The following is a 20,779-nucleotide window of genomic DNA, read 5'->3' as shown; positions in this document are numbered from 1 at the left end:
CGTCAGAACCTGCGGGCAAGTTGTGACAGGCTCGATCCCATGGCGACGATCAGTGTCTCGGTACAGATGCCCGAGAATCCGCAGGGCGCGTGGGACAAGGCTTCCGCGCTCGACCGCTTCGACGAGTGGATGACCATCCATGGTGGGTGGTGCAGCCCACCACCGAAGAAGGTCGGCAAGGGCACCGAAGTGGAGTCGCTGGTGAAGGTGAAGGGCTTCAAGAACACGATCAACTGGACCTTCACCCAATACGACGAGCCCAAGCTGATCGAGATGTCCGGACGCGGCAAGGGCGGGGTGCGAATCTCGCTGACCGTCCATGTGCGTGAGGCCGAGGGCGGATCGGAGCTGACGCTCGACGCGAAATTCGGCGGGGGTGTGCTGTTCGGTCCAGTGGGATCGGTGGTGGCGCGCGCTCTGGACACCGATGTCAAGAAATCCGTTGCGAACCTGGCGGCGTTGAAGTGACCGATCCTTGCTGAAGTAGCTGCACGACAACCTCTTCCGGCCCCGCACCGTGTTCTCGGTGCGGGGCTGGTTCCGTGTGTGGGTGGTTATGTGATGTGGGGGCCGGCTCGGGCGTGGGATTGTCTGGGTTGTCGGTAGGGGTCGACGGTGGCTGGTGGGATGAACCAGGGGTGGTTGTCTGCGGCGATGAAGACCTCCCAATCACTGTGGTGGATGAGGCGGTGGTGGAATCCGCACAGTAGGACCAGGTTGTTCATGTCGGTGGGTCCGCCGTCGGTCCAGTGCCAGATGTGGTGGCCTTCGGTCCAGGCTGCGGGTTTTCCGCAGCCGGGGAACGCGCACCCGTGATCACGGGCGGTCAACGCGCGTTTCTGTTTGGCGGTGACGGTGCGTGCGGTGCGGGCGAGGTTGATCGGTGAGCCGTTCTCGTCCATGACGATCGCGGTGAGGATGCAGTCGCAGGCGAGCTGCCTGGACGTCTCGCGGGTGAGCGGTCCCATCCAGGGCAGCCACCCGACGGTGGTGCCATCACCGAACAGATCGCGATATGCGCCACGATCGGAGGCCGGTCCACTGTCACAACCATCAGCATCACCGTCGCGGGTGCTGCTGCTCGCGCTATCGGATCTGGTTGCCGTACCTGTGTTTTCGTCACTACCACTGCCGCTGCCACTTTCACGGTCACCGGAGCCTGCGCCTGCTGCAGTGCCGCGGAGGTTTGTGAGGTCGCGGAGGGTGATGTGCAGGTTGACGTGCGGCTTCTCCCCGCCTTCGGTGGGTCGGTTGCTCGACGCGAGGTAGCGGTCGGGGATGTGTCCGAACGCCTCGGCGCGGCGTAGAGCGGGGCTGCGTTCGTCTGGGGTGCCGTCGGCGGCGGGGCGGGGTTCGGTCAGGGGTGAGAGTGCGGTGAGCAGCTTCTCACCGGTGACAGCATCGAAGTCACCTTTCAACGCCAGCCGCCCGTTCAGGGTTTTCGAGGCGAACAGTTCGTTGCGGTCGGTGTCTTCGGGTGGTGGTTTGTTGCCACCGTAGGTGTCTTTCAGTTTGGTGATCGCTTCGCGGATGCGGTCGGTACGTGCGCCGGGTCCGGTGGCGGCGGTGATCATCGCCTTCCGAGCGATATCGCTACCCTCTTGCGGAAGGTTCTTCGGTGGTGTTTCGGCGAAGTCGAGGATCAGAGCGGCATGGTCGACGGACATCACGCCGGTGTTCACGGCGTCGGCGATATCGGGGAAGTTCTTCAGTCCGCGGGCGAGGGCGACGATCTTGGTGGCTTTGCCGGGGGTGAGCAGGGTGGTGGAGGTCAGCCAGCCTGCGGGTCCGGGGAATCCGAGTTTCTCGCGGGCCACGCGGGTGTCGATTTCGGCGACGAGGGCGATACGCCGGGCTTCCATCAACTGGATTCGGTGGGAGACATCAGCAGCGTCGGCGAGGAGTTCTGCCTCGCTCAGTTGCCAGATGTCTACGGTCATGGGGGTAAGTGTATCGAACGTGCGTTCGACTGACAATGATAGTCGAATCGAAAACTATTGCCCTACATAAGAATTCAGGAATGCAAATCTGTCGGTGGGGTGTGCTAACAGCCACGTCGAGAGTCGGAGATCTTCACACTTCCTCGGGATCCCAGCTGACCGGACCGCGCAGACGTACCGTCGCATCGCTGTAGGGATCGAAATTCGACCTCGAAGTCGGCGTACTCGGAGGCCGTACCGAACCGGGCTTCGAGGTCTGTGGACCGTTCGTGGTCTTCACGCGCGTCAACTCGCGTCGCATCGTCTCGGGCCAGATCTCGAAGAGATAGTCCTCGACCGGTTCGCTCACATCCGAATCCCAATGGGTACCTCTACCTATCGAACTCACGCGGACTCCCAGAAAGCCGCTCACGGGCGGCGAGACCGTAGTCGCGTCCGAACCTACGTACCCCAGCGCGGAGACGAAAGTTAGCGTCGCGTCCACGGCGATCGAGACCTCGGCCGCGTCCTCCCACGACCCGTCGATTTCGACTGTCGGTGCTTGCGCCAGGACGTCGACGGCAACGCGAACGGGCCCCGATGCAATTCCCGTGTGGACGTGAATGCAGTTGTCGGAGGCGTCGATGAGCTCGCCGAGGGCACCCGGGGGCACCGGCTCACTGTGCACTGCTACAAGCGAGAACAGGTGGTAATCGACATCGACGGTCGTCCAGGTGGTCATGGCCGATTCTGGCCACAGACCCCTACCGCTGTCGAGTCTTTCGCAACCACCACAGTCCCGCGATGGGGAGCACCACCGGGATGAAGACGTATCCGGATCCGAAGTGCGACCACACCGTCGGCTCCGGGAAGTCCTGGGGCTGGATGTAGCTGAGGGTGCCGATGCCGATGACTCCGACGAGTTCGATGATGCAGGACACCGTCACCACGCGTCGGGATGCTTCGGTTGCCCTCGCCAGTCCCACCGTCGCGATGATGTAGACCACCGCAGCGAAGGCCGACAGGAGGTACGCCACCGGTGCGTTGTCGAATCGGGTGGTGAGCTGCACTATCGAGCGCGATGTCGCGGCAACGGCGAACACCGCATAGACGGCGATGAGAAAGCGCCCGAAGCCGGTGCGCGTCGCTTGCTGGAGGTTGTCAGGCATATCCGGCCCAAATCTGGCTCAGGCGCAGCACCATGGCTGCGAGGGTGAGGACGGCGACGAGCAGCACCGCTGTGCCGCCGCGGGAACGGTCGCCCAGGGACCACCACGTTCCCAATGGAAGCAGGAACAGCAGTCCGACGAGATAAGAGCCGAACGTCAACCGGTGTATCTCGCGATCCGAGGTGAACATCATGACGAACCCGATCACGGCCTGAAGCGCGACGACGGCCTCGGTGGCTGCGATCGTCCAGAACAGTGCTCGGTCGGCCTTGTTCTTCAACAGAACGGGCCGGTTCGTGGCGAGCTTCACGAGCACCCAGATGCCCACTACCAGGGACAACGCGTACAACAAGCCGGTGACGGCGCCGATCATCGTGTTCCTCGTCCTGCTCGCAATGGATGGGTGGACCGGCCTTCACAGTAGCCGCGTAACACCACGTCAACACTGTGAGGCCCTCGAAACACGGCGTTGTTCCGAGCGTGACCAACCGGAAATGGATGGGGCTTGTACTTGTCCCATGGCCGAAGAGGATCTGCTCTTTCGCCGGACATGACCTCTCTTCCTCAGGTGGCCATCGGTGTCCACCGCATCTCGAGTAGTTGCCCACTGCATTCAGCCAGCTCTGCGAACCTCAGGAGACACCCGTGTCAGACCTCGACCAGTCCATCGCCGAGAACATCAAGAAGTCCCTCGAAGAGATCCCGCACCCGTCACTTCCCAAGGGCAGCAACATCTACGGCTCCACCAAGATCTTCCCCGACTACAAGGCCGAGAACGGCGAAAGCTACTTCACTCTGGTGCACGGCATCGCCCACGAGTCCTCGGTATCGTTCGTCGCGGTACTCCAGGCGACGCGCGCCCTGCGTAAGGGCTTCGAGTCGGCCATGTACTTCTACGGCCCCGGTGCCATCAATTGCCTTGCCACTCGCGGATTTCCGACCACCGGTGATTCCGGCTTCCCGGGCGAGCAGAACATCAACGATTCCCTCGCGACGTTCATCGCCGAGGGCGGCACGGTGTTCTGCTGCCGCTTCGGGCTGGCTCTGCACGGCGGTCGTGAAGAGGATCTCATCGAAGGTGTCATCCCTGCCCACCCCCTCGACGTGCAAGACGCGCTGATCCACTACGCGCGCAAGGGTGCCATCATCAACTCGACCTACATGGTCTAGGAGCGAACCATGTCGGTCAGTACGCGTGTAGATCTGGCGTTGCTCGGAATCCGAGGATCCACGCCGGTCTCGAGAACGGCAGGCGCCGGGCCGAGCGACGACGGGCATGTCACCATCGATGGCCTCGGCGCAGCCATCCCCCGCAATCCGCTCAGCCCGTACGTTCTCGAAGAGGGCCGAGTGTTGTTCGACGGCAATGACATCGGTCTCGATGTTCAGGCCGTCGACCGTCCGAAGTTCTACGATCTCGCCACCGCCGACGGGATCGCCTACGAAAAGATCGCCAAGCTCCACGGCTCCAGCGTTCTCGCTACAACCGTGGTGCAGACGTGCATCCGTTACGACGCCGACCAGCGGTGCCGCTTCTGCTTCATCGAGGCCTCGCTCGAGGCAGGCGACACCATCGCCGTCAAGACCCCGGCGCAACTGGCCGAGGTGGCAGAGGCGGCGGTACGGCTCGACGGCGTTACCCAAATGGTCATGACGACAGGTACTTCGGCCGCAAAGGATCGCGGTGCCCGTCATCTGGCCCGATGTGTACGCGCCATCAAGGCCGTGGTTCCTGATCTGCCAATTCAGGTGCAGTGCGAACCTCCGGGCGACCTGCAGACGATTCAGGACCTGTACGACGCCGGAGCCGAATCCATCGGCATTCACGTCGAATCTCTCGACGACGAGGTTCGACGCCGGTGGATGCCGGGCAAGGCGTCGGTATCGATGGACGAGTATCGCGCGGCCTGGAGAGAGGCAGTCCGGATCTTCGGACGCAACCAGGTCTCGACCTACATTCTGGTGGGCCTCGGTGAGGATCCGGAGGAATTGGTTTCCGGTGCTGCGGAACTCATCGAGATGGGCGTGTATCCCTTCGTCGTTCCGTTCCGTCCACTTGCCGGCACGTTGGCAGTCGATGTCGATCGTGCGACGGCCCCGGGCCGAGACGTACTCGAAAGCGTCACCCGACGCGTCGCCAAAGAGCTCCAGGCAGCAGCGATGCTCGGCTCCGATCAGAAGGCAGGCTGCGCGGCATGCGGTGCGTGCAGCGTCCTGCAGAATGCGGGAGGCTGAGATGTACGGGGTGGACGCGCAGGATCTAGCCGGATTGTCGGGTGCTGCAACCACTGTCGTGGAGCCCGAGTTCATGGTCCAACCGTGCGAGAACCCGGCGCAACTGAGCTCGTACCGGGCGCTACGCAGAGCGACGTTCGTTGCCGAACAGGGCTTGTTCTCCGGCACCGATCAGGACGATATCGACGACGACCGTCGCACTGTCGTTCTGGTCGCCACCGACCGGGAGGGTACCGTGCTCGGTGGAGTACGCCTTGCTCCCTGCACCGCAACGGATCTGGGATGGTGGGCCGGCAGTCGCCTGGTGGTGTCTGCTTCGGCGCGCACCTCCGGCGTCGGGCCGGCACTGGTTCGCGCAGCCTGTGCGCATGCCGAAAGCCGAGGTGTACTTCGGTTCGATGCGACGGTGCAGAAGCGCAACGAGAGACTGTTCACCGGTCTCGGGTGGATCAGACGCGGCGACGTCGAGGTGGCCGGTACTCCACATGTGGCGATGTACTGGCCCATCGACCGAATCGAACGGCTGGTGTCGTCGACCAAAGCGATGCTCGCCGGTGTGCTCGCACCCCTGAAGGCACAGCCGCTCGGGCTCGGGGCCAAAGGCTTTCGAGGCGACGACGGGGTGCCGGTACCGGGCAGCGACATGATCGCAGCTTGCGACGCAATCATTCCCTCGATGGTCGATCGTGACCCGGAGTGGGCCGGGTGGTGCGCTGCCCTGGTGAACTTGAACGACCTGTCTGCCATGGGAGCCCGAGCCGTCGGCATGCTCGATTCCGTCGGCGCACCCACACAGTCCCGACTGACTCGCATCATTCGCGGACTCGCCAATGCCTCTGCGGCATGGCAGGTCCCGGTACTCGGTGGCCATACCCAGGCCGGGGTGCCGTCCTCACTGTCGGTCACTGCGCTGGGGCGCACAGCCAACCCGGTGCGGGCCGGCGGCGGCAACGTCGGCGACCGGCTGACGCTCACCGCCGATATCGAAGGCGAATGGCGACGCGGATACTCCGGTCAGCAATGGGATTCGTCCTCGCGACGCAACACCGAGGAACTGACAGCAATGGCGTCGTTCGTTGCCCGAACCGCGCCCAAAGCAGCCAAGGACGTCTCGATGGCCGGCCTGGCAGGCACTACCGGGATGCTGGCCGAGGCAAGCGGAACCGGTGCCGTACTGGACATCTCCTCGATCCCGAAGCCCGACGCTGCGTCGATGGGCGAGTGGATCACGTGTTTTCCTGGGTTCGCGATGATCACCGCGGACCGTCCCGGTGCACCAGTTGCACCGTCCGGACCTGCACTGTCCGCAGTCTGCGGAGAGCTCACCGATATTCCGGGCGTCGCGCTGCGATGGCCCGACGGAATCACCACTCGCGCGGTCACGTCCACCGTGACCGGATTGGGAGAAGCATGAACGCCATCACCATCTCCGTTGCCGCAGCCGAATTCGGGCGCGACATGGAACAGAGCTACGCCACCATCGCCGCGTTGCTCGAGGAAGCGCGCAATCGCGGCAGCCAACTGCTCGTCCTGCCCGAAGCCTGCCTCGGCGGTTACCTGCCCAGTCTCGGCGGAGGAGACGAGACCGAGGAGTCTCGGCAGCGTCGCTTGAAGGCACTGCCTCCGGCTCTCGAACTCGACGGGCCCGAGATCAGGCGGGTCATCGACATGGCGGGCGATACCGTCGTCACCTTCGGCTTCTGCGAGAAGGACGGCGACACCCGCTACAACGCCGCAGTGACGGTCGACGGCAGCGGAATCCTCGGCTCGTACCGAAAGGTGCACCAGCCGCTCGGTGAAAACCTCTGCTACGACGCAGGAGACAGCTACTCCGCGTTCGATACTCCGGTCGGCCGAATGGGCATGCAGATCTGCTACGACAAGGGATTCCCCGAAGCCGCCCGCGAACTTGCCCTCGACGGTGCCGAGATCGTCGCCTCCATCTCCGCATGGCCGACGGCACGTACCGCGACCGTCGAGAACATGGAGGAGGACCGCTGGAAGCAGCGCTTCGACATCTACGACCGCGCTCGTGCGCTCGAGAACCAGATCATCTGGGTCGCGGCGAATCAGGCCGGCACCTTCGGATCCTTGAGATTCGTCTGCAGCGCCAAGATCGTCGGGCCCGGCGGAGAGATTCTGGCGGGCACCGGCGTCGAACCGGGACTGGCGACGGCCACCGTCGACGTCGATGCGTTGATCGGGGCGGCACGTGGCGGCGGTATGTACAACCTGCGTGATCGCCGGCCGTCGGTCTATCGGACCATAACCAAGGAGCCGGTCCATGCCTGAGATGTCGTTCGTCGTTCGTTGGCCCGATGGGCGCGAACAGTCCTGCTATTCACCGTCGCTGGTGATGCACGATTACCTGACGCCCGGTGCGGAGTACACGGTCCAGGACTTCGTCGAGCGCACGTCCGAGGCGCTGACGGTGGCGAGTGATCGAGTACTCGCGAAGTTCGGTATGCGGTGCACCTCGGCCGCCCAGCAGATGGAAGAGATCCACGGTGTCAGCGCTTCGTACCGGGCCGGTGCCGTTCGCGTACTGAGCATGTCGGGAGCTGAATTGCTATGACAGAGATCCACAGTGCGATAGAAAAACACTCCGTGATCGTCATCGGCGGCGGGCAGGCCGGCCTGTCCATCAGCTGGCATCTGACGCAGCGTGGCGTCGAACATGTCGTGTTGGAGCGCGACACGATCGCGCACGAGTGGAAGGACTCCCGCTGGGACAACTTCACCCTCGTGACGCCGAACTGGCAATGCGCACTCCCCGGGTACTCCTACGACGGTGACGATCCCGACGGATTCATGCAGCGCGACGAGGTCTACGCCTTCGTGCGTCGTTACGCCGAGAGCTTCGATGCACCGGTGCGAGAGCATGTTTCGGTGGATCAGGCCTTGCAGTCAGCGGATGGTGGTTTCGACCTCGAGACCTCTGCCGGACCGATGCATGCCGACCAGATCGTCGTTGCGGTCGGCGGTTACCACATCCCCACCATTCCGCGATTCGCCGAGAAGCTTCCACGGGACGTCGTCCAGATCCACTCCTCCGAATACCGCGGCTCGCATCAGTTCCCGGACGGTGACGTCTTGGTCGTCGGCACCGGCCAGTCCGGCGCGCAGATCGCCGAGGATCTGCACCTCGACGGCCGCCGCGTTCACCTGGTCGCCGGTACCGCTCCCCGTGTCGCGCGTTTCTATCGTGGACGCGACTGTGTCGCCTGGCTGCACGACATGGGCGTCTACGATGTCTCCATCGAAGATCAACCCGGTGGCGTCGGCAAACGCGAGAATACGAACCACTATGTCACCGGACGTGACGGTGGTCGAGACATCGACCTGCGTGCATTCGCCACCGAAGGCATGCAGCTCTACGGTCGCTTGCTCGGAGTGGAGGACGGCGTGCTGCAGTTCGCGCCCACGCTCGAGGCGTCCCTCGATGCGGCCGACCGTGTTGCCGAGAGCATCAAGGACAACATCGACGCGTACATCGAGCGCGAGGGCATCAGCGCGCCCACCGAGGAGCGCTACGTACCGGTGTGGCGTCCCGAAGCCGAGACCACCGAACTGGATCTCGCTACCTCCGACGTCACCGCCATTGTGTGGTCGGTGGGCTTCCGTACCGACTATCGGTGGCTGAAGGTCGGGGCCTTCGACGGGGAGGGTCACCCGACGCACAACCGAGGCGTCACCTCGGTGTCCGGCCTGTACTTCCTCGGCCTGCCCTGGCAGCACACCTGGGGCTCGGGTCGTTTCGCCTCGGTGGCCCGAGATGCCGCGTTCCTGGCGGATCAGATCGGTCTCGAGATCAGTGCAGCACAACCCCAGAGTCAGATGGTCTGAGCTGACGTGGCCCCCATCAAGATCGGCGCGCTAGCAGCGCATTTCGGCAGAGATGTCGATAGGGCCGTACTGAAGATCACCACGATCATGTCCAGTGCGGCCCGAGAGGGTATCGATCTCCTGGTGCTGCCCGACGCGTCTCTCGGGGGCTACATCGACAGTCTGAGCAATCCGGATCCCGCGGAGTTACCACCGACGCTCGATCCGGACGGTCCCGAGCTGGCCGCGATCATCGCGGCGGCAGGGGACATGACGGTATGCATCGGCTACACCGAGTTGTCGAAAGGCCTGCGGTACAACGCTGCTGCATGCCTGACCGGTGACGGGATTCTCGGCAGTCACCGCAAGGTGCATCAGCCACTCGGGGAATCCTTGGCCTATGCAGCCGGCGATCGGTTCGAGGCCTTCGATACTCCGGTCGGACGGATGGGCATGCTGATCGATTACGACAAGACGTTCCCGGAATCGGCGCGCGCATTGGCGCTCGACGGTGCGAGAATCATTGCGGCACTGTCCGCGTGGCCCGCCAGTGTCACCGATCGGGCGTCCTCACTGCCGAACGACCGTCAGTCCCGGTTGTTCGATCTGTACGACGCCGCCAGGGCGGCGGAGAATCAAGTGGTGCTGGTGTCGTCGAACCAGACCGGGGTGATGGGGTCGTTACGCTTCCTGGGGCAAGCGAAGATCGTCGGACCCGGTGGTGACGTCCTCGCGAAAACGTGGTCCAAAGGCGGCCTGGCCGTGCACGAGATCGATGTCGACGCCGAAGTGGACCGGGCCCGCAGAGGGTTGCACCACCTCGCCGAACGTCGTGTCGACGCCTACCCCAATTTGCTGCAGGAGAAGCCGGATCAGTGAAGATCGCGCTCTTGACCTACTCGTCCAAACCGCGTGGAGGCGTAGTACATACACTGGCCTTGGCCGAGGCGTTGGCGCGCTCCGGGCAGGACGTCTCGGTGTGGTCTCTCGGCCGCGGCGGCGACAGTGAGTTCTTTCGGACGGTCGACCCAGCCGTCACCGTGCGGATGGTGCCGTTTCCTCAGCGGGAGAACGAGAGTGTCGGTCAGCGGATACTGCGGTCGATTGACGTTCTGCGACAGGCGTTCACACCGGACCGATACGACATCGTCCACGCTCAGGACTGCATCTCCGCAAACGCCGTAGGTCGCTGTATCAGGACCATCCATCACCTCGACGAGTTCACCACGCCCGAACTGGCGGCGTGTCACGAACGCGCGATCACTGCGCCCTACGCGCGCATCTGTGTGTCGGCAGCGGTGGCAAGCGATGTTCGCCGCGGATGGAGACTAGAACCAACGGTCATCCCCAACGGCGTCGATGCCGAGAGATTCACTGCTGCTGCGCAGTCCGGTCGAACGCACTGCCGTGACAAGCTCGGCCGATATGTGCTCGCCGTCGGCGGTATCGAACCACGCAAGGGCAGTCTCGATCTGCTCGATGCCTTCGCCGGGCTGTCCGAGCGGAACGTGCAACTGGTGTTCGCCGGCGGGGAGACGCTGTTCGACTATCGGGACTACCGGGCGGAATTCGACCGTCGTGCTGCAGAACTCGGCATCGAGCCGGTAATACTCGGAACCGTCGACGACGACGAACTGCCGCACCTCGTGGCACAGTCCGCAGTGCTGCCGTTCTTCTCCACGAAGGAGGGCTTCGGCCTGGCTGCCATGGAGGCGCTCGCCGCGTCGATCCCGGTGGTGGCGCGTGATCTGCCGGTCTTGCGAGAAGTGTTCGGAGACAGCGTGACCTACGCGTCGTCGGTGGAGGCCATGTCGAGCCAGTTGGACCGGGCGTTGCACGAGCCGCGGGATCCGCTACCGGGGCTCGCGCTGGCGCGCAGCCTCACCTGGGACGAGGCTGCGCGTCGACACCTGGGGTTCTACTCCTCGCTCTTGTGACCGCCCCGCTTGTTGCGGCGGAGCGCATGCGGCTTGAGCTTGTGAAATCCCTTGACCCGCAGTGAGCGAATCGATTTGAGGTAGAACTCGGAATCGTGGCGGAGTTCCTCGGTCATGACCGTATCGACGAGTGTCGTGCCGGGATTGGCGGAGCTGGTCAGCCGCGCGGCAATGTTGACCACCGAGCCGTACAGATCGCCGTATCGGGCCAGTACCGGCCCCCAGGCCAGCCCGACCCGCAGGTCCGGCATATCCTCCTGCTCGTCGAACGCATCCTGCAGGTCGAGGGCGATGTGGGCGGCATCCTCGGGTGTCTGCGCGCTGAACATCACCTCGTCGCCGACGTTCTTGATCACCGAACCACGTCCGCGGGCAATGATATTGGTGGCCAGCGACTCGAACTCTTCGAGCAGAGTGGTCAACTCACCGATGTCCAGCCGACGCGTCAAACTGGTGTAGCCCACCATGTCGGCGAACCCGACGGCCATCGTGGGACTGTCGGTGGCGTCGTCGGGCGCGGCGATGGACCGACCGGCGGCGGCGGCCAGGTGACGACGCCAGGTGTATCCCTGGAGCGCCTCGAGGGTGGGGACGGTCTCTGCCGCGATCGCTCGGGCGTTACGCCGAATCGCGTCGATGTCGTTCTTGTCTTCGTCGCTGTCGATGATGCGCTCGAGTATGTGAGAGTTCACAACGCCCACTTGCCATTCCGCGAGCCTGGACATGGATTGCCCGAGCGTCCGCGCGATCGCGACCTCCATCTCGGGCTTGATCACCTTCTGCGCGGTGAGTGCAGTGATCAGCTTCAGAGCTTCCAGATCGGCATCGGTGTAGACGAGTGCCTCGGTGTCGGTGTGGATGGGGAAGCCCATGCCGATCCACAGGGCAATGACTCGTTCGAGTGGAATGCCGGACTTCTCGACGATGTCCGCACGGTTGTACTTGGGCTCGCCGCCCAATAGATTCCGCTCGATTTCCGTCTGCACTACCGAGTTGATCTGGTTCTCAGGCATATCCCAACGTTCTGTCGAAATAGGAACGAACATCGTCCACGTACTCGTCGATCTTGTCGGGCTCCCAGTCCGTGGTGGGAATGGGCTCGCCGACGGTGACCTTGACCGTACCGGAGTGAACGGTGAAATCCTTTTTCCACATCACGTCACCCGCGTTGTGGATGACGATGGGCACGATGGGCACACCTGCTTGCATAGCCAGGTGGAAGCCGCCCTTCTTGAATCGGCCGAGACGTGACGTCGGCATGCGCGTCCCCTCGGGTGCGATGGCGACGGAGATACCGCTGTGGAGCTTGTCGATTGCGGGTCGCATCGCCTCGCGCGCTTGTGAGGGATCACCACGATCGACGTAGGCGACGTCGAAGATCCTGCCCAGCAGTGCGAATCGCGGGTCGCGTTCGAGTTCGCGTTTTGCCACGGCGGTGATGTCTCGCCGGAGGATGGACGTGACGATGATCGAGTCGGCAGTGCTCTGGTGGTTGAACATGAAGACGGCCGGGCGGGCCGACCAGGCATTTTCCGTGCCGGTGACGTCGAGCTTCACGCCGGCCAGAGTGAGCGCGATGTCCGGCGCGATGGTGCTGGTGATGTTGGCACCGGTGCGGCGACTGCGCGTCAGAATCCCCAGGCCCAGCCCGATCGACGCGCTTGCGAGCACCGATCCGAGCGCCGCTGTGCTGCGTACGGCCGACGTGATGTCCGTGCCGCGCTTCGGGCTTTCCAACGTCAGAGCAGGCCACTTCTTCTTGGCGGCATACCGTGCGAGATCGGGGTCTGGGTTGAGGGCGACGGGTCGTCCCACGGCCTCGAGCAGCGGCACGTCCTCGCCGCCGTTGGAGTAGGCGAAGCAGCCCGCCAAGGCGATGCCTTCACGTTCGGCGTAGTCGATGGCTGCCTGCGCCTTGCGCGGACCCCACAGCGAGTCGCCGACGAGTTCGCCGGTGAGGATTCCGTCGGTGACGACGGGGGTGGTGCACAGCAATTCCTCGAACATCATGTCCTGCTGCACCGGCAGTGCCTGGTACGGCGTGGCCGAGGTGGCCATCACCAGGCGATGCCCGGCATGCCGGTGAGCCTCGACGAGGGCACGGGCCTGCGGGTAGATCATCGGCGCAATCTCGTTGCGGAACAGCGTGTATGCCTGTTCCATCAGATCGTCCTCCCGACGGCCCTCCAGGCCCCGGACGGCCTTGCCCATCAGGTTGTCGACGGGGGAGTTGCGCATCCGCATCTCGACGACGGCACTGGAGATCTCCCACAGCTCCTTCACCGTCACGTCGAGGGTCTTGAGACGTTCGAGAAAGACTGCGCGGGCAGAGAATCCGTTGATCAGGGTGCCGTCGAGATCGAAGAATGCCACGGTGTCTCGGCCCGGTGGTGCGGCGGCGATCGCGATCAGTCGATCGTCGAACTCGGTCATGAATTGTTCTCCTCGGGGGCCGAGATCGGTTCTACCGCACGCAGCATCTGGTGGGCCATGTCTCGGATCGTGCGAACCTTGCGGGCCCACTCGTCGATCTCGAGCGCAAAGTCTCTGCGCCGGCGCGCGACACCGTCGGAGCCGGAGTCGACGAGATCCCGGTTCTCGGCCAATTGCAGTGCAGTATCGAACAACTCGCCGGAGATGGACTCGCTGTGATCGAGTTGCTGACGTAGTCGCCTGGCCTGAGCGGCACCGAGGCACTCCGCGATGAACTTGGGCTTGTCGAACTCGCCGCTCTGCGGCAGCAGCATAAGCTGATCTGCCACTACCTGGTAGGCCTCGAAGATCGGCTGCAATACACGGTGCGCCAGGTGCAGATCCTGTGACTGTAGTTGGTGCGCAGCATAATCGGGGTCGCTGATCTTGGTCCGCCAGTCCGGATCGATCAGGTCGACCTCGGATTCCAGCCGCTGCCCGAAGTCCTTCTTGTCACCGAAGAAGAACTCGAACTTGAGCAGATCGCGCAATTGCAGCGCCGACTGCCACAGCGACTCCTGCGTCAGAGGTGCCGAATCGCCGCTGGTCGGCAGCACCACCAGTTCTCCGATGGCACGCATGACGAAGAAGTGAATCGCGTTGTTGCGGAAGAATGCTGCAACCAGATGCTTGTCCTGCGCCAGATAGAACAGTGGCTCGGGGCCATCGTCGAAACGCTTGACCACGTTGGCGTTGACCTGAGCGACGACGGCCGATCGCACCACATCGACGTCGGCGATGTCGACGCCGCCCGCGGTGGGCAGGTTGCGGCGTTTGATGTAGCGGGCGAGCGGGGCGATGATGGCCCACATCTCGTTGACGTTGAGTGCGCGATCCTCGATGCCCAGCAGTGCCATCGTGACCAAAGCCGCCGGAGTCACCGGTGTCGCGTCGTTGATCGCGTGGGAGACGCCGAGCGCGATCTTCTGGACCGCGACTCGCTTGTCGGTGTTCTCGGCGACGATCGACGCCACCGACATCGGTTCGCCGAAGTTCAGATACACGTTTCCGCGCAACGTTCCCTGCGCACGGATGTACCCGATGGCCATCCGAATGCCCTCGGCCTGCTTCTTCGCCCCGTGCGATTCCTCGGCCATAGCGCCGACCTCGTGCAGACGGTCGTAGGTGATGGACGTCGGAACCAGATAGACGTCCTCTGCGTCGCTCGACTCCAGGGCGTCGACCAGATAGGTGAGCAGGCCGAACCTCGGCGGGCGAAGCTTGCCGGTGCGGCTGCGTCCACCTTCGATGTACCACTCGAGGTTGAACCGCTTGCTGAGCAGAAAGCTCATGTACTGACGCAGCGTCCACTTGTAGATCGCGTCGGAGAACTTTCGCTGAATGAGCACGACGCCACTGCGTTTGGCGATCGGACCCAGCGGCCAGAAGCCGACGTTGATGCCGCCCATGACGTGATTGAGCGGCAGACCCTCGGCCAGCAGCGCTGGGCGTAGCACGAGCGGGTCGAGGTAGGAACGGTGATTGGGTAGGAACACCAACGGATAGTTCTTGTTGAGTTCGCGGACCTTCTGCAGCTGATCGCGATCGACGTCCACCTTGTACGCCCGCGAGAAATACGCCCCGAGGGTTCCCCACATCTCCACTGCCCGACGGGTCTCGGTTGCGACCATCTCACCGAGAATGTCGTTGACGCGCTTGTCGACTGCGTCGCGGTCCTGACCGACCTCCTCCGCGAGCGCGGTGATGCCGTCGTGGAACTTCTTCTGCTCCGTCATGTCCTCGACGACGAATCGCGGAATCTTGTACTCGGAGCCGATGACGCCACGCTCGGCCTTGTCCAACGCCAGACTGGCCTGTCGCAGGATGAACGACGAGAGCGAGGTGCCGCCGCCCCGTTCGAACCGATCCTGCAGATCACGGAGGGTCGCGGGCTCGCCGACCAACACCGCCGAATGATCGGGATCGTCGTTCGCCACCCACCGCTGCCATACCTGGGTGGGCTTCGATCGACCGCGCGGAGCGAAGATGCGGTGGAGAATGCCGTTCTTGCGATCGGACAGCGTCACGCGCAACGGAATGAGGAGTGGATCGTCCGCGTACCCGCGAACACTCTCCGCCAGTGAGGTTCTCGCTTCACCGGACAACACGACCGACGGCGGCCTCGGCTCGCCGTCGGGAGTGGTCGCATCGATCCACTGATTCAGAGCCTGAACCTCGAGGGTGGATTTGGCGTCGAGCAAATACACGTGCGGACCGTCGCTGAGCGATTGTTCGTCCGCGTCGAGGTGGTACATCGAGGCTCCTGTTCCGTACCCACACAAGAAGGCACGGTCGCCAGGCTACGCGGGAGATACCGGCCGCGAGGGCGGTTCGGTGAGGTCGTAACGGGACGAAATCTCTCGACGCCGCGCACCGCTACTCGCGGGTACCCGGCGGTAGTCGATGTGACGTTCAGTGTCCGTTAGGTGAGTGAATGTCACGTCGAGTGGACTCGGCGGGCGTTCCTGACAACGGTCGTATAGAGTTAAGGCATCGGCCTTCTCGGCCACCCAAATCTAAGTGTTAATCCAAGTAACAGTTACTTGCGGTTACAGTTACTTGGATTAACAGATACCTCCCCGATATTCATTCCGAACGCGTGCTGTCGACATATCCCGCGCTCGGTCTATGACATCGGCCCAGTATCTGTGCGACAGTATTCGCAAACACTTTCGAGAAAGGCCGGTAGTCGATGCCACCCCGTGGGCGCGCCGTGAACGATTCGTTGACCCCAGAGAATCTGACGACGCTGGCTGCGGCGCTCGCCGAGGGGCGTCGGGCCACCGTCTATCTTCGTGAACCGAACCCGAGCCTCGGACTGTCCGACGGTACGTCGGCGAAGGTGATCTCGATCGACGGCACCACGGTCACTATCAGTCCGAAGGGTGTCAACGACGAATTGCCCTACGAGGCAGAGGAACTACGTATCACTCGCAACGCGGCAACCCCGCCTGCGCCGGCCAAGCGCGTACCTGCGAAGAAAGTGGCGCCGCCGGTGTCCGCCGCCCCGGCTCGGGCGGAAGCAGTCGCGGCAAAGCCGACGACAGGCCCGGCACCTGCCAAGGCCGTGGTGGAGCAACCCAAGGCCGTGGTGGAACCACCCAGGGCGCAGCCGCAACAGCAGGCTCCCCGTCGTGGCAAGAAGGCTCCAGGCGGGGTCAGCGTCACTATTCACGCCGGGGCGGACAACGATTGGTCGGTCACGGTCACCCAGGGGGCGAAGCGCCCCACCAAGGCGCAACCGGTGAGTCCGGAGTCGGTCAGCAGGGCCGTGCGAGAGTTGGGCGATCCCATCGCACGCGACGCAGTCGAGGCCGTCATCTCCCACGCGCGCGAGGAGGCTGCTCGCCGCGTTGCAGAACTGAGTCGCCAACTGGAGGAAGCGCGCACCACCCTTGCCGCCCTCGAGCAGGACGTATGAACCACTCGCTCGTGTTCGTACACGTGTTGTTGCTAGGGTTCTGCCGACACCGCTGAGAGGGAGTACATGTTCAAGAAATTCATGCTCGTCGTCGTGGGGGCGGCTGCAATCGTAGCCAGCGTCGGCGTAGGGACCGCATCCGCGGCCGCTCCAGCTGCTCTCGGCGGTGGGTCGGGAATCATCGTCGGTGGTCAGGCCGAGTGCACGCTGACGACGATCGGTAACGACCGCAGCGGAAACCTCGTGGGCTTCACCGCCGGCCATTGCGGTCGCGCAGGCGATTCCATCGTCCCGGAATACGACACCTCTCTCGGCGAGGTCGGCCGCATCGCATTCTCCAACCCGGAGTACGACTACGCCGTCATCGAATTCCAGCGCGACAAGGTTGCACCGATCAGCCGCGTGGGCAACGTGACCATCTCTCAGGTCGGCCCGCCGACGGCGTTCCCGAACATCGTCTGCAAGGAAGGCCGTACCACCGGCAACACCTGCGGCCTCGCGTACGGCGACATCCTGCAGTCGCAGGAGACCTGGGCGCAGCTGTGCGTCGTCGAAGGTGACTCGGGTAGCCCGGTCGTCGTCGGCAACACCCTCGTCGGCATGGTCAACGCCTACCTCGGAGTCGCGTGCTTCGGTCCCGAGGTCGGCACCAACTTCGATGCGATCCTTCGTAACGTCGATCAGGGCAACGGACTCGGCGCAGGATTCGTCCCGGCTCCCTGACAGTCCACAGTTCGCACCGAATGTCCCGCTCGAGCAATTCGTTGCTCGAGTCGGGACATTCGTCGTTTCGAAGGTCCCGGAGTTGTCAGCGGGCGCGGGCGGACGAGTCGGACGCCCGGACATCGGCGACGATTCGCTCCGCATCCTCCGGGGCGATCCCCAGCAGAACAAGGCTCGACGTGGTGGCGGCCCCTGCCGGGTCGGTGAGCAGCCCGGCGTTGGTCGCATCGAGGATGGACAGCGCAATCGCCTCGATATTGAGGATGAGTACCTCCGCGGCTTGATACGAGGAGAACACGCCCTCCCGCTGACCGCGCCGGATGACGGCGGCGGCCGCTTCTCGCATCGGACCGAGAAGATTGTGAATACCGTTGTGGCCCAGATCTGTTCGCGCAACAGCGAGAAGTAGACGGTACTGGTCGCCGACGCGAGTGAGAGCCAGCGTCTGCCGGACGAAGACCGTCACTGCCGATTCGTCGGCGGCGGGAACGCGGCCGAGAGCCGCCGAGATGCTGTCGGCCGCCTCCAGGGCAATGCCGTCGATCAGCGCTTCGCGAGAGGCGAAGTGGGCGTACACGGTTCGCCGAACCACCCCTGCCGCGGCTGCGACGTCGTTGATGGTTGCATCCGGATTGTCCGCCAGTACCCGTTGCGCGACATCGAGAATTCTCGCTCGGTTCGACCGGGCGTCACGGCGCTGCACGGGCGGCGCTGCGGCACCCCGTGCAGTCGATGTCGACTCCGTCGTCTTTCGCACAGGTCAACAACTAGCACGATCGTGTGCGGAGAGTGTGGCTGCCGCCACAAAAGATTGCCGATCCTAGACGATTCTTCTTAAGCTGCACAGCACTGTGCAAGGTGTGTCGGCACTTTGCCAACGGGGGGGAACACAATGACGTTGCTTGCGATGACGCCTGTCCAAGATATGCACAAACCGTATTCACGACGCTGGTCGGCTCTGGTGGTCCTGTGCCTGAGCCTGCTGATCGTGGTCATGGCCAACACGTCCCTGCTGGTCGCGGCACCGTCGATGACTCTCGACCTGAGTCTGACGAGCAGCGACCTGCAGTGGGTGATCGACGGCTACACCGTCCCCTACGCGTCACTGATGCTGCTGTGCGGCGTGATCGGCGATCGCTACAGCCGTCGTGGGGCACTGATTCTCGGCTTGATCATCTTCGTGGCGGGTTCGATCGCCGGGGCACTCACCGATGCCACCCTCGGCGTCATCCTGGCGCGCATCGTCATGGGAGTCGCCGCAGCGATCGTCATGCCCGCAACGCTGTCGCTGTTGGTCGCCACGTTCCCGAAGCGGGAGCGCGCTACCGCCGTCACCGTGTGGGCGGCTACCTCGGGACTCGCCATCGCAGCGGGACCACTGCTTGCGGGTTGGCTCCTCGAGAGCTTCACCTGGCATTCGACTTTCCTGATCAACGTTCCTATTGCGTTGGCGGCCATCGTCGGAGCCGTCGTTCTGGTTCCGCCGTCGCGGGCCGTCGACCCCGGCGCGATCGACTGGGTCGGTGGATTGCTGTCGGTCCTGGCCGTGTCGACCGTCGTGTACGCCATCATCGAAGGAATGCACTTCGGCTGGACCGTCGGGCCGTTGTACTTCGCGCTCGTCGGCCTGCTGTCGATCGTGGGCTTCGTGGGATGGGAAATGCGCCATCCCAATCCGCTGCTCGACGTCCGAATGTTCTCCTCCCGCATCCTCAGTGGCGCTACCCTCGCGGTGCTGGTGTTCTTCCTGGTCACATTCGGTGCGATCTACTTCGTCGCCCAGTACCTCCAGTTCGCCCTCGGATACGGCCCGGTGTCCACGGGCGTGCACCTCTTGCCGTTGGCCGGCGCAGTCTTCGTCGGATCCGGAATCACGATGTGGCTCACACCCAAGCTCGGACCACGCATCACCGTGACCGCGGGCATGGTCGTGGGAACGCTGTCGGTCGTCTCGTTGATCGGAATCGACCCGACCGCGACGTACTCCGACTTCCTACCCGTGCTGACGCTGCTCGGTCTCGCGATCGGCTTGTCCGTCTCGCCGTGCACCGACGCCATCATGGGCGAGTTTCCGGACAGCAAGCTCGGTGTGGGCGGCGGACTCAACGACACAGCGCTCGAACTCGGCGGCTCGCTCGGAATCGCCGTGCTCGGTTCGGTGCTCGCCGCGTCCTATCGCCAGGGAATCGAAGGCTTTCTGCAAACCTTCCCCGGTAAACAACCGAACGGCCAGTACACCGGGCAGGCAGCGGAAGGGCTTGCCGCGTCTCAGGATTCGCTCGCCGGTGCAGTGATCGTGTCCGACATCATTCGCGCTCAGAATGCGTTTCTCAGTGGATTCGCAGACAACTTGCAGGCCAATGCCGTTGCCGCGTTCGGCGACGCGGTGACGCACACCAGCCTGGTTGCCGCCGTGGTCTTCGGCGTCGGCACGGTGATCGTGGCGCTGCTGATCCCCTCGCGGAGCGCGGCACTGGCGACGTCGTCGGAGAGGATCCCGTTCGAGCCGATCGTGCCCTTCGTCGTTCCGCCTGCCAAGGATGGAGCAGCCGACCGTGAGGTAGCCGAACTCGAGCAGCTACTGGAACGGCCGTCGGCCGAAAAAATCGAAAAGCCAAGTGCGCGGCACGCGCTACGTGCCGCCGAGGAAGACACACCGAAAGTCGTGCCGAGGACTGTGCCGACGCGCACCGTGGCCGAGCCTGCTCTGGTGGACGCAGAACTCGAACGCCCCAGCATCTACCAGCTGGCCTCGAAGGTGTACGAACTCGATGCATCCGTTGCCCGACAGGCCCGCGTGGACGCCAAGTCCGGTGAGCGGGTGACGATTCACCAGCTCGCGTTGTCGAACCTGGCGCGCACCCGACGCGTCGAGGCAGAGGAAGCCCTCGACGCTGCACTCGAACTCAGCGATCTCCCGGTTGCGCCCGCTCCGGAACCGGTGCAACCCGCTGCCCCTCTGCAGACCTTCTACCAGAGGGCGAGCAAGCAACACGCGAACTGCACCGAATTCAAGGAACGCTCGAGCTCCATGTGGGCAATGCCGCTGTAGCTCTCCCTGCCCGCCCGACTCGTCGC

Annotated in this window: 20 protein-coding genes; 12 read left to right on the top strand and 8 right to left on the bottom strand. The window is 63.8% G+C overall.

Going from position 1 to position 20,779, the window contains the following annotated elements:
* The first annotated feature begins 39 nt into the window (after positions 1-39).
* Positions 40-468 (top strand): type II toxin-antitoxin system Rv0910 family toxin, encoded by a 429-nt coding sequence (locus CH286_RS07000; RefSeq protein WP_032378553.1) that lies wholly within the window; start codon positions 40-42, stop codon positions 466-468.
* Positions 469-554: 86 nt separating this feature from the next.
* On the opposite strand, the gene CH286_RS06995 is transcribed toward CH286_RS07000, so the two are convergent.
* The 4 genes from CH286_RS06995 to CH286_RS06980 all read right to left on the bottom strand — a co-directional run bounded on the left by CH286_RS06995 (position 555) and on the right by CH286_RS06980 (position 3,461).
* Complete coding sequence (locus tag CH286_RS06995; RefSeq protein WP_094608778.1) at positions 555-1,940, bottom strand: HNH endonuclease signature motif containing protein; 1,386 nt, start codon at positions 1,938-1,940, stop codon at positions 555-557.
* Positions 1,941-2,073: 133 nt separating this feature from the next.
* Entirely contained in the window at positions 2,074-2,661 is a 588-nt protein-coding gene (locus CH286_RS06990) for a hypothetical protein (RefSeq protein WP_094608777.1), read from the bottom strand.
* Between the two features lie 22 nt (positions 2,662-2,683).
* Positions 2,684-3,088, bottom strand: coding sequence for a hypothetical protein (locus tag CH286_RS06985; RefSeq protein ID WP_032378551.1), 405 nt, complete (start codon positions 3,086-3,088; stop codon positions 2,684-2,686).
* The gene (locus CH286_RS06980) at positions 3,081-3,461 is read right to left on the bottom strand and encodes a hypothetical protein (protein WP_032378550.1); all 381 of its coding nucleotides are present in this window, start codon (positions 3,459-3,461) and stop codon (positions 3,081-3,083) included. The genes CH286_RS06985 and CH286_RS06980 overlap by 8 nt, the downstream gene beginning before the upstream one ends.
* A gap of 272 nt (positions 3,462-3,733) precedes the next feature.
* On the opposite strand from CH286_RS06980, the gene CH286_RS06975 reads away from it, so the two are divergent.
* The 8 genes from CH286_RS06975 to CH286_RS06940 are packed head-to-tail and all read left to right on the top strand — an operon-like array spanning position 3,734 to position 11,085.
* Entirely contained in the window at positions 3,734-4,258 is a 525-nt protein-coding gene (locus tag CH286_RS06975; RefSeq protein WP_027495238.1) for an MSMEG_0572/Sll0783 family nitrogen starvation response protein, read from the top strand.
* Between the two features lie 9 nt (positions 4,259-4,267).
* Positions 4,268-5,323: an MSMEG_0568 family radical SAM protein gene (locus CH286_RS06970; RefSeq protein ID WP_094608776.1), complete on the top strand. Its 1,056-nt coding sequence runs from the start codon at positions 4,268-4,270 to the stop codon at positions 5,321-5,323.
* Positions 5,310-6,737: an MSMEG_0567/sll0787 family protein gene (locus tag CH286_RS06965; protein ID WP_441347104.1), complete on the top strand. Its 1,428-nt coding sequence runs from the start codon at positions 5,310-5,312 to the stop codon at positions 6,735-6,737. The genes CH286_RS06970 and CH286_RS06965 overlap by 14 nt, the downstream gene beginning before the upstream one ends.
* Positions 6,734-7,615: a carbon-nitrogen hydrolase family protein gene (locus CH286_RS06960; RefSeq protein ID WP_032402149.1), complete on the top strand. Its 882-nt coding sequence runs from the start codon at positions 6,734-6,736 to the stop codon at positions 7,613-7,615. Before CH286_RS06965 ends, CH286_RS06960 begins: the two co-directional genes overlap by 4 nt.
* Positions 7,608-7,898 carry an MSMEG_0570 family nitrogen starvation response protein gene (locus tag CH286_RS06955; protein WP_037172524.1) on the top strand — a complete coding sequence of 97 codons (291 nt, stop codon included), beginning with the start codon at positions 7,608-7,610 and terminating at the stop codon, positions 7,896-7,898. Before CH286_RS06960 ends, CH286_RS06955 begins: the two co-directional genes overlap by 8 nt.
* Entirely contained in the window at positions 7,895-9,169 is a 1,275-nt protein-coding gene (locus tag CH286_RS06950) for an MSMEG_0569 family flavin-dependent oxidoreductase (protein ID WP_094608775.1), read from the top strand. The genes CH286_RS06955 and CH286_RS06950 overlap by 4 nt, the downstream gene beginning before the upstream one ends.
* A gap of 6 nt (positions 9,170-9,175) precedes the next feature.
* Positions 9,176-10,027, top strand: a complete 852-nt coding sequence (locus tag CH286_RS06945; RefSeq protein ID WP_032402146.1) for a carbon-nitrogen hydrolase family protein — start codon at positions 9,176-9,178, stop codon at positions 10,025-10,027.
* Complete coding sequence (locus CH286_RS06940) at positions 10,024-11,085, top strand: MSMEG_0565 family glycosyltransferase (protein ID WP_094608774.1); 1,062 nt, start codon at positions 10,024-10,026, stop codon at positions 11,083-11,085. The genes CH286_RS06945 and CH286_RS06940 overlap by 4 nt, the downstream gene beginning before the upstream one ends.
* Here the strand turns inward: CH286_RS06940 and CH286_RS06935 are convergent.
* From CH286_RS06935 to CH286_RS06925, 3 genes are read right to left on the bottom strand one after another with little or no spacing between them, the layout of a single operon-like run.
* On the bottom strand, positions 11,067-12,098 hold the full coding sequence (locus CH286_RS06935; protein WP_032378544.1) for an adenylate/guanylate cyclase domain-containing protein: 1,032 nt from the start codon (positions 12,096-12,098) through the stop codon (positions 11,067-11,069). The two genes, CH286_RS06940 and CH286_RS06935, sit on opposite strands and share 19 nt — an antisense overlap.
* Positions 12,091-13,518, bottom strand: coding sequence for an HAD-IB family hydrolase (locus tag CH286_RS06930; protein ID WP_032402143.1), 1,428 nt, complete (start codon positions 13,516-13,518; stop codon positions 12,091-12,093). The genes CH286_RS06935 and CH286_RS06930 overlap by 8 nt, the downstream gene beginning before the upstream one ends.
* Positions 13,515-15,812, bottom strand: a complete 2,298-nt coding sequence (locus tag CH286_RS06925; protein WP_094608773.1) for a glycerol-3-phosphate 1-O-acyltransferase — start codon at positions 15,810-15,812, stop codon at positions 13,515-13,517. The genes CH286_RS06930 and CH286_RS06925 overlap by 4 nt, the downstream gene beginning before the upstream one ends.
* A 437-nt stretch (positions 15,813-16,249) precedes the next feature.
* On the opposite strand from CH286_RS06925, the gene CH286_RS06920 reads away from it, so the two are divergent.
* Positions 16,250-16,978 carry a DUF6319 family protein gene (locus CH286_RS06920; RefSeq protein WP_094608772.1) on the top strand — a complete coding sequence of 243 codons (729 nt, stop codon included), beginning with the start codon at positions 16,250-16,252 and terminating at the stop codon, positions 16,976-16,978.
* Between the two features lie 66 nt (positions 16,979-17,044).
* Positions 17,045-17,701, top strand: coding sequence for a hypothetical protein (locus CH286_RS06915; protein WP_032402140.1), 657 nt, complete (start codon positions 17,045-17,047; stop codon positions 17,699-17,701).
* A gap of 85 nt (positions 17,702-17,786) precedes the next feature.
* On the opposite strand, the gene CH286_RS06910 is transcribed toward CH286_RS06915, so the two are convergent.
* Positions 17,787-18,458 carry a TetR/AcrR family transcriptional regulator gene (locus CH286_RS06910; RefSeq protein ID WP_080734426.1) on the bottom strand — a complete coding sequence of 224 codons (672 nt, stop codon included), beginning with the start codon at positions 18,456-18,458 and terminating at the stop codon, positions 17,787-17,789.
* Between the two features lie 135 nt (positions 18,459-18,593).
* Here CH286_RS06910 and CH286_RS06905 point away from each other — a divergent pair, with 135 nt between their 5' ends.
* On the top strand, positions 18,594-20,753 hold the full coding sequence (locus tag CH286_RS06905) for an MFS transporter (RefSeq protein WP_094608771.1): 2,160 nt from the start codon (positions 18,594-18,596) through the stop codon (positions 20,751-20,753).
* Positions 20,754-20,779: the final 26 nt, after the last annotated feature.

It is taken from the genome of Rhodococcus sp. WWJCD1, assembly GCF_002258735.1.
Classification (GTDB): domain Bacteria; phylum Actinomycetota; class Actinomycetes; order Mycobacteriales; family Mycobacteriaceae; genus Rhodococcoides.
Note: the sequence above shows the minus strand (reverse complement) of the source record. Positions and strands in the feature narration are given on the sequence as shown.